This is a genomic window from Streptomyces coelicoflavus (assembly GCF_003112555.1).
Lineage (GTDB): Bacteria > Actinomycetota > Actinomycetes > Streptomycetales > Streptomycetaceae > Streptomyces > Streptomyces coelicoflavus.
In genome coordinates this window covers 55477-70620 of sequence record NZ_BEWB01000020.1, presented here as the reverse complement: position 1 = coordinate 70620, position 15144 = coordinate 55477, and the positions used below count along the sequence as shown (strand labels likewise).

Annotated in this window: 15 protein-coding genes; all 15 read right to left on the bottom strand. The window is 71.0% G+C overall.

The features are described from left to right. Positions 1-8: 8 nt before the first annotated feature. Positions 9-3377 carry a hypothetical protein gene (locus Sco07f_RS36625; protein WP_108990453.1) on the bottom strand — a complete coding sequence of 1123 codons (3369 nt, stop codon included), beginning with the start codon at positions 3375-3377 and terminating at the stop codon, positions 9-11. Positions 3378-3379: 2 nt separating this feature from the next. Beyond that, the gene (locus Sco07f_RS36620; RefSeq protein WP_108990452.1) at positions 3380-5743 is read right to left on the bottom strand and encodes a phage tail tape measure protein; all 2364 of its coding nucleotides are present in this window, start codon (positions 5741-5743) and stop codon (positions 3380-3382) included. 208 nt (positions 5744-5951) lie between these two features. Beyond that, complete coding sequence (locus Sco07f_RS36615; protein ID WP_108990451.1) at positions 5952-6473, bottom strand: DUF7426 family protein; 522 nt, start codon at positions 6471-6473, stop codon at positions 5952-5954. Next, positions 6473-6955 (bottom strand): phage tail tube protein, encoded by a 483-nt coding sequence (locus Sco07f_RS36610; protein ID WP_108990450.1) that lies wholly within the window; start codon positions 6953-6955, stop codon positions 6473-6475. Before Sco07f_RS36610 ends, Sco07f_RS36615 begins: the two co-directional genes overlap by 1 nt. Positions 6956-6965: 10 nt before the next feature. Further along, a complete protein-coding gene (locus tag Sco07f_RS36605) occupies positions 6966-7400 on the bottom strand; it encodes a minor capsid protein (RefSeq protein ID WP_108990449.1) in 435 nt (144 codons plus the stop codon). Continuing rightward, positions 7397-7747 carry a minor capsid protein gene (locus tag Sco07f_RS36600; protein ID WP_108990448.1) on the bottom strand — a complete coding sequence of 117 codons (351 nt, stop codon included), beginning with the start codon at positions 7745-7747 and terminating at the stop codon, positions 7397-7399. Before Sco07f_RS36600 ends, Sco07f_RS36605 begins: the two co-directional genes overlap by 4 nt. A gap of 10 nt (positions 7748-7757) precedes the next feature. Further along, positions 7758-8075, bottom strand: a complete 318-nt coding sequence (locus tag Sco07f_RS36595) for a hypothetical protein (RefSeq protein WP_108990447.1) — start codon at positions 8073-8075, stop codon at positions 7758-7760. Continuing rightward, the gene (locus Sco07f_RS36590) at positions 8072-8755 is read right to left on the bottom strand and encodes a hypothetical protein (protein ID WP_108990446.1); all 684 of its coding nucleotides are present in this window, start codon (positions 8753-8755) and stop codon (positions 8072-8074) included. Before Sco07f_RS36590 ends, Sco07f_RS36595 begins: the two co-directional genes overlap by 4 nt. Beyond that, positions 8755-10548: a hypothetical protein gene (locus tag Sco07f_RS36585; RefSeq protein WP_108990445.1), complete on the bottom strand. Its 1794-nt coding sequence runs from the start codon at positions 10546-10548 to the stop codon at positions 8755-8757. The genes Sco07f_RS36590 and Sco07f_RS36585 overlap by 1 nt, the downstream gene beginning before the upstream one ends. Positions 10549-10568: 20 nt before the next feature. Beyond that, positions 10569-11027, bottom strand: coding sequence for a hypothetical protein (locus Sco07f_RS36580; RefSeq protein WP_108990444.1), 459 nt, complete (start codon positions 11025-11027; stop codon positions 10569-10571). Continuing rightward, entirely contained in the window at positions 11020-11994 is a 975-nt protein-coding gene (locus Sco07f_RS40930) for a glycosyltransferase family 2 protein (protein WP_244942230.1), read from the bottom strand. The genes Sco07f_RS36580 and Sco07f_RS40930 overlap by 8 nt, the downstream gene beginning before the upstream one ends. A 2-nt stretch (positions 11995-11996) precedes the next feature. Beyond that, positions 11997-12632: an FkbM family methyltransferase gene (locus tag Sco07f_RS36570; RefSeq protein ID WP_108990443.1), complete on the bottom strand. Its 636-nt coding sequence runs from the start codon at positions 12630-12632 to the stop codon at positions 11997-11999. Beyond that, entirely contained in the window at positions 12617-13291 is a 675-nt protein-coding gene (locus tag Sco07f_RS36565) for a hypothetical protein (protein ID WP_108990442.1), read from the bottom strand. Before Sco07f_RS36565 ends, Sco07f_RS36570 begins: the two co-directional genes overlap by 16 nt. After that, complete coding sequence (locus tag Sco07f_RS36560; RefSeq protein ID WP_108990441.1) at positions 13282-14208, bottom strand: glycosyltransferase family protein; 927 nt, start codon at positions 14206-14208, stop codon at positions 13282-13284. Before Sco07f_RS36560 ends, Sco07f_RS36565 begins: the two co-directional genes overlap by 10 nt. Before the next feature lie 40 nt (positions 14209-14248). Continuing rightward, complete coding sequence (locus tag Sco07f_RS36555; RefSeq protein WP_108990440.1) at positions 14249-15124, bottom strand: major capsid protein; 876 nt, start codon at positions 15122-15124, stop codon at positions 14249-14251. Positions 15125-15144: the final 20 nt, after the last annotated feature.

Here is a 15144-nt window from a genome sequence, read left to right as displayed (position 1 = left end):
GATACCTCCTACAGGGCGAGTCGGGCCGGTGCGGCCAGGGACAAGTCGGTGCCCACGGCGTGGGCCTTGACGATCCCGCTCAGTGACCGCTCCACGGTCATCAGCTGCGGGGTGATCACCCGAAAATCGTCGTACCGCACCTGGGGGTTGGCGTTCGTGTTGCCGCCGAAGGTGCTGGCCGTGACCCCAACCTCGCCGGACGGAATCGGATCCGCAGTGATCGTCTGGTCCGCGTACCACACGGTCGGCTCCTGCTGCCCGTCCGGCCACACCCGCAACTGCACGCGGTCCCCGGTCAGCCGGGCCCGCACCCAGAACCAGGCGCCCGCCGTGTACGTGAACGGCAGCGTGGTACTCCCGCCGACCTGCGTGTAGGCGCGGGTCACCTCAGCCGTCATGGCCCCGCCCGGGTTGAAGCGGACCCGAGCCCGGTAGAAGGTGTCGTTGCCGGTGTAGCGCAGCAGGATCGACGGAATGATCCCCGACCCCGTCGCCACCTGGCTGACACTCATCCGCGTGAGGACTTCGCAGTCGGTGATCTGCGAGACGATCCGCTGGAAACGGGCCGTGTCCTTCACCGACGCCAGCGTGATCGTGGCGACGCCGCCGGACACCGCCCGGTCCGAGTCGGAGCCGAGCGCCCCGACCCACGTGAACCCGCAGTCGGCCACCCCCCAGCCGTTGCTGACGGTCCGGCCGAACGCGTCGTAGGCGGCCGGAACGCACGCAGTCACCCGCGCCGTCTCCCCGCCGAAGCGCACGTCGAAGGGGAACTCGGCCGGGTACGTGGGTGCCGGGCCCGCCGACGCGATCCACGGCAGCGCGCCCGAGGGCCCGGGTGCCGGGGTGTGAACCAGCAGCTGCCCGTCCGTCGAGGTGGACGGCAGGGCCAGGCTGGAGCCGCCGGCATCGACGTCGACCCGGCCCCGCTCGGTGTCGCCGACCACGCCGACTTGCCACGGTCCGGCCGGCACGCAGTCGTACGTGATGGTCCACGTACGAGGCAGCAGCGTCTCCTTCAGCCCGCGGACCATCAGGTCCACGTCGTCCGGCGCCACCCAGGTGGGCATGTTGACCAGCCGGATGACGTCGCCCTCACGCAGGGCCAGCACCGCCGGGATCAGGTCCGGGTGGCGGTGCAGGTTGATCGTGACGGCCGGGTAGCGGGGCTCGTCCCAGGTTCCCAGGTGCAGCTCCCAGTACGCCTTACCCTCGGTCTGCTCGTCGGTGGCCAGCGACAGGGTGATGGAGTCGTCGTAGACGCCGACCCCGTCCGGCGGGTCGAGGACCGACAGTGGACCGGAGGCGAGGACCACCCGGGTGGACCCGCCCTGGTCACGGGTGACCTTGACGTCGTTGCGGATGCTGGTGTCGTCGTCGACCGGCTCCAGCGGCGCAGCAATCTGCCCCTGCGCGTAGTCCAGCACCAGCGCGGGCTCCTGCGAGTACAGCGTCGACCGGGGCCGGTACAGCAGCCGCAGCGCCGTCTGGTCCTCGGTCAGCAGGCCACCGTCCGAGTCTGCGGCCGTCCTCACCAAGTCGAGGACCGGTGACAGTTTCTGGTAGCCGACCGGGTCTGTCTTTGCCGGGTCTCCGGTCAGGGTGACGGGGATGCCTTCCTCGTCGGCCAGGCGCAGCATGCGGGCCCCGGCCGTCTCCCCGGACCACGCGTTGATGGCGTTGTCGTAGGCGACGGGGTCGTACTCGTCCCATGCCGAGATGTGCCCGATGCCCATGCCCTGGAGGTTCGCGGAGTAGCCGCCGGGTGGGGAGGCGACTCCGGTCGGCCGGCCGGTGACGCCGGGCAGGGTGTTCGAGTAGTTCATGGCCTCGCCGTCTATGTCCTGCCAGACGAGGATGAACCGCGCGTTGCCGCCCGACTCCTGCTGCATCGTGAACCGGGACTTGAGCCACTTGCCGAAGATGCGGGTGCCGGTCAGGATCGTGCGGTCGACGAGGGTTTCGCCCTCGCGCCCGAGCCCGAGGATGCGGGAGTCGTCCGGCCCGAACTGGATGTACCAGTCCCTCACGGTGCCGGTCGAGCGGATCAGTAGGACCGTCTGTCGGGCGGCTGGGGCCTGCGGCAGGTGGTACATCCAGATGACCGACCAGACGGGCAGGCTGTCCCACGAGTAGTTGCGGACCATGCCGGACAGGTGCGACAGGTTCCCGGACTGGGATCCGACCGTGGGCAGCGGCGCCGACGACGGCAGTGACGAGTCGGCGGCCCAGTTCGCCTGGCTGAAGCTGAGCGGGTCGATCCCCGCCACCGGCGAGTACGCCTTCGTGGCGTCCTGCCCCTCCTCCATGGGCCAGTACGCCATCGGCTCGTAGGACGGGATGCGGTGCCGAAGCGCACTGTCGACAGGCTTGGTCCCCCGGCCCAGACGGCGCAAGATGCCGGCGGCCTGCACGGGCACCCACGCGTCCGCGCCAGACGGTACCCACTTCTGCGGCCACTCGCTGATCTCGCCGACGAAGCGGGTCGCGCGGTCGCTGATGGCAGCGCCCCCCTGGACAGACCAGGCCAGACCGGTGCCGTCTGTGAAGGGAGCATCGCCGAGAGGCAGCGCAGCGCAGTCCACGTCGGCGACCACAGCCCCATCAATGCCGGAGCGGAGCTGGAAGGCGTAGACGTGGACGCCAGTGGGAAGGGAGTGCAGTCCTGCCGTGACGTCGCCGATCGCCAGCGGTGCCGACGTACTGAACAGAGGGCTGGCGACGCCGCTGCTCGTGGCGTCGCCGAGCTGTGTCCAGGGCCCGTCGACGGACGGGCCAATGTAGTGGGTGTACGTGCTGGTGGCGCTGTCGTAGGTGGAGCGGAGTCCCGTACGTGTGAGGGGTACGGGGTCTGTGGAGGTCCACTCGAGGATGGCTGTGCCGTCGGCGCTGGTGCGGAAGACGATGCCGCCGGTGGGGCCGATCATCATGAGCCACGACCGCAGGGGTCCGCTGGAGTCGTACTTCCCGCACAGGTCGATCGTCTGCCCAGGCACCCACGCGGACAGGTCCACCTCGACGCGTACGTCGATGCTGCCGGTGATGTCCACGGCCGGACTGTTCGGGGTGGTGGCGCCCGACCCGGCTACGTCGGTGAGGAGCAGGTGGCGCGGGCCGCCAGGCATGGTCAGGCGTACGCGCGTGTTGCGGCCGATCTTCCCGTAGTACGGGCTCATGGGGTTGCGCGGCGAGTACTTGCCGTCCTTGTTGTTGATCGTCATCGGCACCGAGGCAGGGTCAGCGACGGCGCCCTCGTTGCGGATACCCCGCTGGTGAGTGATCGGGGAGCGGGTGTAGACGTCCTTCGTGAAGTCCGTCCACACCCCCTCGACCAACATCTCCGCGGTGAGACCCAGCGGCTCCTCGGGGAACGCCACGTTTACCTCCCCAGCACGAGTTGTACGTCGCCGCCGCTGACGCCGACACGGTCACGAATGGTCTTGATCATCAGGTCGCCCCACGCATCACCCGCCGTGATCCGTACAGGGTTCGAACTCGAGCCGGGACGCCCGCTCCCGCCGCCTACCGCCGAGCCGACCGCGCCGGCGTACGAAGCAGAAGGCGTTGGCGTGCTCACGAGATTCGCCATCGTCCGGTCGACCTCGCCCTGCGTCGACTCGATACCCGCCACGATGCCCCGCGGGATCCACCGACCGACCTGCTTCGCCATCACCTTCGACGGGCTGGCGATACCGAGGGCCTTGGCGATCGGCCCCGGGATCAGGTTCTTGGCCCAGCTGATCAGCGTCGAACGCAACCAGCTGCCCATGGACTTGATGCCGTTCCACAGCCCGCGGACCACGTCACGGCCCTTGCTGACCAGCAGGGACCCAAGGTTCCCGATCGCGCGGGCGATCCGCCCGGGCAGTCCACGCACCCACGAGATCATGGACGTGACCTTCGCTGCCGCAGCGTCCCTGAACCGCTGGAAGTAGCGCGTCGCCGCGTTCCACAGAGTCGACGAGAGGCCCGCGATCGCCGAGCCGATCCGGCCCGGCAGGCCCTTCGCCCAGTTGACCAGGGCTGTCATCTTCTGGACGGCCCAGTCCTTCGCCTGACCGAACCACTTCGAGATCTTGCCGGGGATGGAGCCGAGCCAGCCGATCGCGGCAAGGATGCCGTCCTTCGCGGCGACGAGCTTGGCGACGACCCAGTCCCAGGCCATCATCGTGTACATCTTGATCTCGTCCCAGTACAGGACGATGAGGATCACCAGCCCGGCGACCGCTGCCGCGATACCAGCGATGATCCAGAACATGGGGTTGGCGAGCATCGCGCTGTTCATCGCCCACACGCCGAGCGCCGCCAGCGAGAACGCGGCACCCAGCGCCGTCACCCCGGCAGCCGCCGCGAGGAACACGCCCGAGTGCTCCTGGACGAAGGAGAACACCTTCTCCAGCCGGGGGATCACCTCGGTGCCGAGGAACTCCACGAGGTTCTGCTGCATCGTGTTCTTGAACGCGGTCACCTTCGCGCCGGCGTTGTCCCGCAGCCCGGTGCCCAGCTTGTCCGCCGCGCCTTCCGCGCCGCCCATCGCCGCGGACGCCTTGTCCACGTCCAGCGCGAACAGGGCCGCGCCCAAGTCCTCGCCAGGGCCGCCGAACAACTCCTGCACGGCCTGCTTCACGCCGGCCGTCTCCGGGCCCATCTCGACCAGGGCGTCGATGACCTGGTCCATGGCCTTCTCGCCCTTGGCGCCGCCCGCAGCCATGTCGTCCATGATCTGCTTGGAGTTCAGGCCGATACTCTTCAGCGCATCCATGGATCCCTTGGCCCCGGACGTGACGCGGAGGTTCAGCTCCTTGAAAGCGTCGGCGATCTTGTCGGTGTCCTGGACCCAGCCCCCCTCGATGCCCTGCCGGATCAGGCCGAGAGCGGTCTGACCGGACAGGCCGGCCGTCTTGAAGATCGGCCCGTACTCCCGGAACGTCTCCGCGAGGTCCTCGCCTGCGGGGCCGAGGCCGGTCATGCCCTTCGTGAGGAGGTCGAACGCGGCCTTCGAGTCCTTCGCCAGACCGTTCTTCACCGCCGACCCGGCCGCCTGCGCGGCCAACGACACATCGATCTCGAACGAGTTGGCTAGGTCGGCGGCGTTCGCGGCGATCGACTGGATCTGCTTGTTCGTCGCCCCCGGCGGCAGCAGCCCCGACCCCGCGATCGCCCTGATCGTGTCCGCGCCCTGCTGGAAGTCGGTGACGATCGCCTCCTTGAACAACTGCCCGGCGATCTTGCCGTACTGCTGCGCCACCGCCGGCGTCGTCCCCAGCTGCGCGCCGAGCCGCGCCGTGATCTGCGACTGGTCGAGGGCCTCCTGCATCGACGACATGAGGATCGCCCCGGCCGCGAGCCCGACACCAGCCGCGGCCAGCTGGAGGCTGCCCTTCAGGCGGTCGCCGATCGTCTGCCCGGCCTCGTCGGCGCCTTCCCCGCCGGAGTCTGCGAGGCCGTCACCGAGGGCGTCCCCCGCGTCGCCACCGGCCCGGCGCGCCGCGGCGGTGGCGTCGTCGCCGGCCGCGCGGACCGCTGACACGAACCGGCCCCGCAGGTCCCGGATACGGCCGTCGGCGCCACGGACGTAGCCTTCGCCGAGCTGCTGCCCGGCCTGCTGGCCCGCGTTGTCGGCGTCGGAGGCCATGCGCTGCCCGGAGGCCCGCATGGCTCCCTCGGCGCGACGGAGCGCGGTGGGCACTCCGTCGGCGTTCAGCGAGATCATGCCTGTGAGTTCACCGACGACGAGAGCCACGGCTACCTCCTCCGTCTGGATTGCTTGGGTGGGGGAGGTGCGAAGTGCCGCGAGACGCGGGACTCTGCGGAGACGAGGCCGTAGAGGCGGGTCTGGAACCAGCGCCACGACCGGCGGTCCAGCAGTCCGTCGTCGTTGAGGTCGAGGGCGTAGGTGTCCTGGAAGTCGGCCTCGACCAGCGGCCACTGCTCCAGCAGGTCGGTGCGGGTTACCCGCTTGCCCTGCTGCCGCGCTTGCGACGCCGGGGGGAGCCCGCCTTCGTACCACTCGTAGAGCCCCGTGACCGGGTCCCGTTCGCCGCGGCCGACGCCGAGGGCGCTGACCTCTGCTGGCGACGGGCTTCCCGATTCGGGGCCAAGAGAGAAGGGTCGCCGCCCGAGTGCCAGAACTTGGCGGCGGTCTCCCGATCGTTGAGGACCCACACCATCGTGGTCATGGCGACGTGCCGGAAGCGGGTCCAGGACAGATCGGCGGCGATCTCGTCGTGGACGGGACCGAGGACGAGCCGATACAGGTCGCGTTCCTCGCTATCGTCGAGGACGCCCTCGTCAGGCTCAGTGCCGTTGAGGTAGAGCTTCGCGGCCATCTTCGTGATCTGCTCGACGCGCAGGCCCGCGCGGGCGGACGGCGATGGGATGCGGTAGACGCGGGTCTGCCCGCCCTCGGTGAGGACGGGCAGCTCCAGGTAGTCGTCGAGGAAGTCGCCGAGGGCCTCGAACTGGGCGGCCATCAGCTCCCTGCCAGCGGGTTGTCGATCTGGGTGCGGGGGCCGTCGCCGGTGAACGTGATCTCGACCTCGCCGAGGGCGGAGTACTCGCCGCCCGCGGGTGCCCAGGTGGGGATGGCCTTGCCCTCGTACGCCTCGGGGAGGCCCTGCCGGTTCATCCACCGCAGGGGCACGAGGTTTGCCTCGCCGTACTCGTCGGACGCCACACGGATCGCCTCGTGGACGGGGTGGTACACCTTCTGCGCCTTGTTCGCCTTGCGGCGGATCGTGACCGACAGCTCCCAGGCCTGCGCGGTCTTCGTGTTTCCGGCCCAGCCGTCCGAGTCGTAGTCGCTGGAGTCCTCGATGTTGGGCTCGGCCGACGGCTGGAACTCGCGGACGCCCGGGCAGAGCTGCCAGTCCGGAGCCTCGTCGGTGCCCATGTTCACTTCGAGCCGCCACTCGCGTGCCAGCTCGGTCTCGGTGGTCTCGACAGGAGTCGACATCAGGCCCTCCTCAGGGGTTCAGGTGAGGTCCGGTCCGCACGGTCCGGAAGTAGTAGTTGCCGACCAGCTCCATGCGGCCGCGCGTGTCCTGGCCGATCCACGCCTGCGAGTTGCGCCAGGAGATCTCCACCCACACCCCGCGCAGCAGGTAGCTACGCCGGTTGTGGAGGACGTTGAAGACGTCGTCGGCCAGCGCGACGAGCCCGGTCGCGTCCGTGCCCCAGCGCATGCGCGCCTGGATGCCGGTGACCGAGTCGGTGCTGTCGTCGTCGGCCACCGGGTACGGGGTCAGGCCCAGCACCCGGTCGGGGCCGTCCGGGACCTTGCCGAGGACGATGCCCGTCACGTCGGCCGGCAGGACCGCGTCCGGGGCGAACGTGCCGACCCCCTCGGCGTCGAGGAGCTCGGCGACGCCCCGGAACAGATCAGCGTCGTGGGTACTCACCGCAGGGCCCGCCTCAGCTCCGCAGCGATGAGCCGCTGCACCGGCCCGCGGTTCGCGTTCAGTGGCTGTTCCAGGTACTTAGCCTGCCTGCCGGGCGCGTGCCGCCAGTCCAGCTCCTCGTGCTGGCGGACGGCATACGGGGTGTCGTAGGCGACGGCGGCCGTCAGGTCGCCCTCGTCGACGCTGGCCGTGCCCGAGTTCTGGAGCGGCCCCTCGTCGAGGGGGACGACCGCCTGGGACTCGGCCAGCACGTGCTCGGCGGCCAGGAGCAGGCCGCGGGCGGCGGCGGCGCGGAGGTTCCGCTCGACCGCTGCCCCGTTGAAGTCGAGTCGGAAACGCTGCGCCACGACAGCCCCCTTACTGGAGTTGGATCTCCACGTGGTCCGGTGTGGGCAGGCCGCCGCCGTCGCGGGACAGAGCGGCGATGACCGTGGTGACGCGGCCGGAGGGGAGCGTCACGCGGGACAGCGGCGGCGCCGTCACCCCGGGCGCTGTGTAGGCCGTCGACGAGGAGGTGACCTGCTCGCCTCCGGCTGAGACCACGGCGCGGGTCTGCTCGTCGACGAACGCACGCACCTGCTGCGCCGCCCCGTACAGGGCGCCGGTGCTGGAGTCCCCCAGGTACGGCTCGATGATGATGCGGTGGCGTAGCAGCCAGCCTGGGACGCGGCTCACCAGGGCACCGTCAGCGCGCCGATGTACAGCTTGTCGTGGAGGTGCGGGGCGCGGAGTTCGTCGGCGACCTGCGGGGCGATCTGCCGGGCCGCCGAGTCGTCGCCCGACACGCTGGTCACGGAGCGGCCGAGGTTCACCGAGCCGATCGCTACCGATCCGTATCCGACCCCGGCCGCGCCGGTGCTGTCGCCGACCTCGTCCCACCAGGCGACCTGCGCGCACACCGCCCGAGCGATCGCCTTGGCGACGTCCGGGTCGGAGGGCATGCCCTCGTCGTCGACGTCATACCGGCAGTACGCGAGGACGCGGGTCTCCAGCATCAGGGACGCGTCCGCGAGGAGTCCGGGGGCGTTGAGCGGCGGTGCGGCTCGCAGGTAGTTCGCGAGGTCGGTCGTCGTCGCGTAGGTGCGCGCGTCCGCGCTCACGCCCGGGGTGGGGGCGACGGCGATCTGCTCGTTCTCGACCGAGGCGCCCGTGCCGGTCACGGTCCAGTGCAGCAGCCAGACTCCAGCCGCCGTGTACGTGAGTGGCGCCGTCCACGTCTGGCCGCCGTCCTCGCTCGAGGTGACCGGCGTCGACAGACTGCCGTCCGGAGCGGTCACCGTCAACGCGGCCTGGGTGGTCCCGTCGTACGGCGCCACCACGAGCTGCGCGGTGACCACGTCTCCCACGTCAGGCATCAGCCACCTCCAGTGGATGTCGCGGCCAGCGAAGGGCCGACAGTCGAAGCGGTGAGGGACGGCCCGGCGACCGACGGCTCCAGCCTCGGACCGCCCGACGAGGGCGTGAGCTGGTCGGCCGGCCGTTCCTTCATGCCCGCGACCGGGCCCGCCCGGTCCGTGCCGAGCGCTGCGCGGAGGCGGCGGGTCTGGAACGGCTGCCGGATCAGGCCGCCAGCCTCTGCGCAACCAGCCCGGTGGAGCAGCCGGTGCTTTCGGGCTGTGGTCGTGGCGGCCTGCTCGGTGCAGCGCGCTACGCCGAGAGGCAGCGCCTTGCCCGCAGCCACCTCGACAGCACGGTCCGCCGACGACGCGACGCCAACCGGGACCTTGTGGCCGGCGGCGAGCGCGGCGCTGGCCTCTGCCGCGCGCGCAGTGCCGACCGGGAGCCGCTTGGACAGCGGGAGCCGGTTGGCGTCGTCGGTGCTCCAGGCGGCGCCGATGTCGCCGGAGGAACGGAGGTGCAGCACGCGGGCACGGGCGCGGGCGGTGGCCGTGCCCAGCGTCAGCCGTTTCCTCAGCGTCAGCGTGCCCACGGTCGCCTGCTCGCGTGCGGCCGTCAGCTCCTGCGCCCGGGCCACGGCAAGGGGCTGCGCCCTGTCTGCTGCGGCCGCAGTCGTGAAGGGGCTGGTCTTGGCCGCGGTGACCGGCAGCGCATCGTCCACGGCCCCCGCTCGGCCGGTGGAGGTGGTCTTGCTGCCGGTCACCGGCTGCCCGCTGTCCACCGTGCGGGCGTCTGAGAGCCGGATTTCCCCGAGGCTGGTCAGGGCTCGTGCCTGCTCGCCGCCGACCGCCGGGCCAAGGCCAGCGCCCTTGACGGCAGCTGCCGGTCCGGCGGCTGTTCCCTCTGCCGCGGGGCCCAGCACCATTCCGCGTGCGTGCCCGACAGAACCCGCGCCGGCGGATTCCCGGGCCGGGCCTACCGTCGCCGTACGCGCATGCCCGGCCAGTCCGCCGGTCGACTGCTCGACGGCCGCCCCCAGCACGATGTGCCGCACGCCCGTAACCGTGCCAGCCGTATCCGCTGTACCAGCAGCCGTCAGCGCGGTGGCCTTCGCTGTGCTGTACGAGGCGGCGCCAGCCTGCCCGCCGGCCGTACCGATCGGCGCCACCACTACGGGCGGGATCACGTTGACGTCATCGAACTCCGCGACGTTCGCCGTGCCGTCGTCGCGGTGCGCGATGAGCTGCACCTGGAGCGTCGGGTCAGACACCCAGGCGGGCGCCGGGCTGGTACGGCGGGTCGTCCACGTGTTGCCGTCGGGGCTGGTCTCCCACATCAGGTCGGTGCCGGTCTGCCGGATACGCAGGTACGCGTGCTCCACAGGGTCGTACGGGATGGAGAGGTACTCGGGGTCGAAGTAGCCGACCCGCAGGGCCATGCCGAGAGTGCCGGGGACCGCGTTGTACTCGGCGACGAGGTCGGTCCCCGCGGTGCCGGTCTGAATGAGGAGCTGAGTCCAGCAGGCGACCAGCGCATCACCGAGCGGTGCCGGGTACATGCGGACGGACAGCTGGGAGTTCCGCAGGGTGTAGATCTTCCCGGAGGCGTAGGCGGCGTAGTCCAGGCCGCACGGCACCTGGGCGCGGCCGTCTGCCTCGGTGACGCCGCCGTACGAGTCGGGCCACAGCTCGGTGTCGAGGATGTTGTCGTTGAAGTCGTCGACGAGGTCGGCGGTGGGGGTTGCGATCCGGCCGGGCAGGGGTCCGGCGGTGGTGGTTTCGCTGGCGGGGGCGAGCGCGATGACGGGCATGGCGTTCGCCCCCCTTCCCCTTATGCGGCGTTCTCGGAGATGGCGATGCCGCCGGCGCCGACGGATGCGGTGATCGACGTGCCGTCCGGGGTGACCACGAAGTCGTGCAGCGTGAGCGGCAGCAGGTCCGCGTCCGTTCCGGCCCCGGTCGGGTCGAACACGATGACGATCTTTCCCGTGGGGTTGCCCGTCGCGTCCGCCCACACCAGGTCCCCGGCCGTCCACGACGTCTTGTTTCCGGTGTCGTCCACGGTCACCGTGACCCCGGTCAGCGTTTTGCGGCCCATCACCGTCTGCTCGTTGCTGGCTCCGGCGAGGAGCGCGGCGAGCGTGTCGTAGTCCTGGAGCGCGTCGTCGCCCTCCAGGCCTGTGGCTTCCAGCACCACGGCGACGAGCTGCGCACCGCCCGTGCCGGCCTGGGCCTGCGCCGCGTAGTGGACGTGGCGGCCCTTCCCGAAGTTCGTGACGAGGTCAGCCATCGGTGGTCTCCTTGCCGTAGCGGTCGATCAGCTCGGCCTTCGTGAGCGTCGCGACCTCGGCGGCCTCCTCGGTGCCCTGTGCGCGCGAGGTGGCGTACTCGATCCACGCGGCCTTGGGGGCCTGCTGCGAGGGCCGCTCCGGCGGGACTGTCACCGGGGAAGGCTGCTCCTCCGGCTCCGGTGCGGGGGCGGCGATGCGCTCCCAGTTCGGGAGCATCTCCAGCCGGGCGTTGGGCTGCGGGTACTCCACCTCGTCCCCGGTGTTGCCGTTGCGGTACCTGTACGTCATCGGTGATCCCTCCAGCGGGGTCGGACAGAAGGTGGCGACCAGCGCCCGCATCTGCGAGACCTGGCCAGAGGCCGCCTGGTAGCGGCGGTAGCGGGCGAGTGACGCTGTCGAGCCGACTGCGCGGGAGCGGCGCGGGGCGGGCGGGTGCCACAGGTGCGTGAGGTCGGCGGTGCCGCGCCACATCGGCCCGGCGAGCGTGGTGAGGGCGAGCGCCCACGCCTGGTCTTCCTGCCCCCAGCCCTCGAAGTGCGGGTCCATGGGGACGCCGGTGAGGACGTCGCGGGCGAGGACGACGAGGCCGCCGCCGGGCATGCCCGGGTGGGTCTCCTGTGTGGGCTGTCCGTCGAGCGGGGCGCCGTCGAGGACCGCACGGGTGGCGTCCTCGGTGAGGCGGCGCACCAGCTGATGCGGCATCGCCCACCGCGCCCGCCCGCCGGCCACCGCGTTGACGGCGGCAGGGATGCCGTCCGACCAGACGTCGGCGTCGGCAACGACCAGGACGTCAGCATCGGTCTGCCGGAGAGCGTCGGCGACGGCCGCGCCCTTGGACCAGGGCCCGTCCGGCGGGCTGCCGGTGACGATCTGCCAGTCCGGCCAGCGCGCCCACTGCCGTCGCACCCAGGCCCATACGGTCTGGCGGGGGCCGCCGTCGGCACGCCACGGTACGAGGATGGCCACGGTCACGATCGGGGCCGGTAGAAGACGACGTCGCGGACCTCGGCGTTGCGCGGCGGCAGGCCTCGGCCGCGGCCCCACTCGGACACCCAGTCGTAGTCGCGGACCCAGCGGGCGACCTCGGTGAACCCGTGGCTCGCGGCGAGGTTGGCGACATCCCGGTAGGGGCTGGCCATGGTGGGGTCGTCGACGGTGCAGGTCTCGACGATGAGGAGGCTCAGCGACGGCCACGGGGCTGCGGCGAGGACGTCCAGCTCTCGGCCCTGCGCGTCGATCACTGCGGCGTCGGCGGTGGGGGCGAGGTCGTCGAGGCGGCGGACGTCCACGTCGATCGTGTCCGCGACGCGGTCGATGTCCTGCGGTGCGGCGAGGGTGGAGAGGTTGGTGCGGGCCATGATGTGCAGCTGCTCGCGGCCGGGCTGGCTGCCGCACGCGCACTGGTGCACCAGCGCCTCCGGGTACGCCCGGTGCAGGCGCGCGGCCAGCGCAGGGATCGGCTCGACAAGAGTGATCTGCCCGATGCCCGCCTCCCGGTAGAACGGCATCTCCTGGCCCTCGTGGGCGCCGACGTGCACCAGATGGGCCGGTGTCCATTCGAGCTGCTTCAGCAGGGCGGGCAGGGCCCTCATGACGTTGCCCACGGGGCGGGTCCTTCCCGGGTTGCTGGGTGCCGCGCATAGTCGCGCGGGGTGTCGATGTCGTCGGTCCAGTCGTGGATCTCGGAGAAGCACGCCGGGTTCACCGTGTGCCGGTCGAGCGGGGTCCGCTGCCACGCCCGGAGCAGCATCCAGCCCGGGGGCCGGGTGACGGTGCCGGCCGCGCGAGTCTCGTGGACGACGGCGAGGTGGGCGTCCAGGCGGGTGTGCTGGCTGGGCCACCAGGAGGCGGCGAAGATCTCGCCGTACGGGGTGCCGGTGATGAGGCTGCCGTGGGAGCGGCCGAACACCCGGTAGGTGTGCGCCCGCCAGGCGGCGATCGTGGCCATGGCGGCGTCGGTGAAGTAGACGTCGCCGAGCAGCAGCACGGTTCGGCCGCGCGGGTTCCACAGGTCGCGGGTGGCCGCGTACTCGGAGGGTGCGCGGCCGTCCTGCTCGTGCAGGGTGGTGCCGGGGATCTTGTACCGGTGGTCTCCGGCGGGCGCGGTGATGTGGACGTCGTCGCTGATCTCCCGGGCCTGGCCGACGGTGCGGTACAGCAGCGGCACTCCGTGATGGGTGCGGAGCGGCACCAGGTGCGACGGCACCCCCAGGTGGGCGCCCCACTTCGTCTGTGGGCCACCGCACGCGATGATCACCCGCACCCGAACACCACCTCCGCGACGTCCAGCAGGCGATGGCTCCAGAGGTGCCGTTCCTCGACGAGGGTGAGCGCTGCGTCGGTCATCTCCCGACGGCGGGCGGCGGTCAGTGCGTCGATGCGGTCGCCGAGGCCGGGGAAGTCGCCTCGGTCGTAGGTCAGCATCACGTCGTCCGTGAACCCGAGCTCGGTCATGCCCTGCGTGCGCGGGTGCGCGAGCAGGCCCCCACGCCCGAGCGTGCACACCACCCGGTCCGACCAGTACCGGGCGGCAGGAGCCGAGTCGCCGAGGACCACCTCAGCCGACGCGTACAGGGCACCGAGATCGACGCCCCACACCGGCCGGCCGCGCCCGTACTGCTGGAACCCGAACGCGTAGCGGCGACGGGCCCACGTGAGCAGCTCGGCGCGGTGCTGGCCGTGGATGCCGGGAGAGTAACCGCCGACGAACACGATCCGGCCGGGAAAGCGGGCCCGGTCCGGACGGCTACGGCCGAGCCAGCGGCGGCCGAGCGGCGGCGGCAGCCAGTGATGATTGATGCCGCGGGCGAGGAACTCCGCCTGGTGCCCGCCGTCCGCGGTGAACACCCACTGGCACGACCACCACGGGTCCACGCCGATCTGCTGCTCGCGGTGCGGGATGCCCCAGTACAGGTCGAGGTGCAGGGCCACGGTGGCGGTGCCTGCGTCCTCGATCGCGCACAGCATGCCGGGGATGTCCCCGGCAGGTTGGTGGCCGTGGGTGCGGGCCCAGATCAGCATGTCCGCCCCACGGCACGCGTTCACCACGTCGGCGGTCGTGATGCCTCGGGCGGGGAGGTGGAGCATGTCCCAGCCGAGATCCTGGCCGCCTTCGGTGAGGCAGTCCTTCCAGCGGTTGAGGTGCAGCGGGCGAGGGGCGCCGAGCACAATGCAGCGCACGGCGCCCCCTCTCACCCACCAACCTCCACCCGAGGAGGGCTCAGGAACCGGCGCCCTGGAGCAGGACGGCCCGGTTCGCGTCGAGGGTCTTCGTGCCGTACAGGCAGTCGACCGAGACGACGGTCTGCTTGTACTTGATGTCGTAGTCGTAGACCACGCGCAGCCCGAACCCCTTGTAGTTCATGATCACGGCGTCCTGGGCTCCCGGCGGCACCTCCAGCGGCCGCGTCACCAGCGCGAACGCCGTGCGGTGGAAGGCGACACCCTCCTCCGGCTCCGTGACGTGCTGCGTCCAGTACGGGTCGAACCCGAACAGCCGCCGCCCCAGGTACGCCTCCCGCAGCGCCTCCGTGGACCCGGACTCGTTGACCTTCTTCAGGACGTCCGAGTCCAGCCAGTCCGCGTTCGCGACCGGCCCGATCACCGCGTGCCGGTCCGTGGTCGGCACCTTGGCCTGGTTGAGGACCTTACCGGCGTCGATGAGGATCTCCGGCTCCGTCAGCGTCCGGCCGGTGGTCGTGCCGACGGTCTGCACAACGTCGTTGCGGAGCGCCAGCAGGTCGGTGTCGATCTTCTGGGCGATCGCCTCCATCGCCGGGTCGAGGAGCTGCGTACCGAAGTCCTCGATCTCCAGCGTGAGCTGCTCCGTCGTCACGTTGAAGCTGACGTCGGAGAAGTGGTTCAGGGTGACGTCGACGCCGGTCTCGGTCGCGTTCTGCGGCACGATGCCGGTGTTGCGGTTGAACTCGGCCGCGGTGAACGTGGCGGGCTTGCGGACGGTGATGGTGTCGCCCTGCTTGCCGCGGAAGTCGCCGTCGTAGTCGCGGTGGACGAGCTGCGCCATGACGGTCGTCTCGTACAGCGTGGCGAGTGCCCGCGTGGCGATGATCTCGGGGGTCAGGAACGTGTTGGCCATTGCGGGCCCTCTCTACGTGG

Coding starts and splice junctions, on each gene's coding strand:
- Sco07f_RS36580 (WP_108990444.1), bottom strand. CDS start 11,027: ATGGCTGACCTCGTCACGAACTTCGGGAAGGGCCGCCACGTCCACTAC.
- Sco07f_RS36555 (WP_108990440.1), bottom strand. CDS start 15,124: ATGGCCAACACGTTCCTGACCCCCGAGATCATCGCCACGCGGGCACTC.
- Sco07f_RS36615 (WP_108990451.1), bottom strand. CDS start 6,473: ATGGCCGCCCAGTTCGAGGCCCTCGGCGACTTCCTCGACGACTACCTG.
- Sco07f_RS36585 (WP_108990445.1), bottom strand. CDS start 10,548: ATGCCCGTCATCGCGCTCGCCCCCGCCAGCGAAACCACCACCGCCGGA.
- Sco07f_RS36610 (WP_108990450.1), bottom strand. CDS start 6,955: ATGTCGACTCCTGTCGAGACCACCGAGACCGAGCTGGCACGCGAGTGG.
- Sco07f_RS36590 (WP_108990446.1), bottom strand. CDS start 8,755: ATGCCTGACGTGGGAGACGTGGTCACCGCGCAGCTCGTGGTGGCGCCG.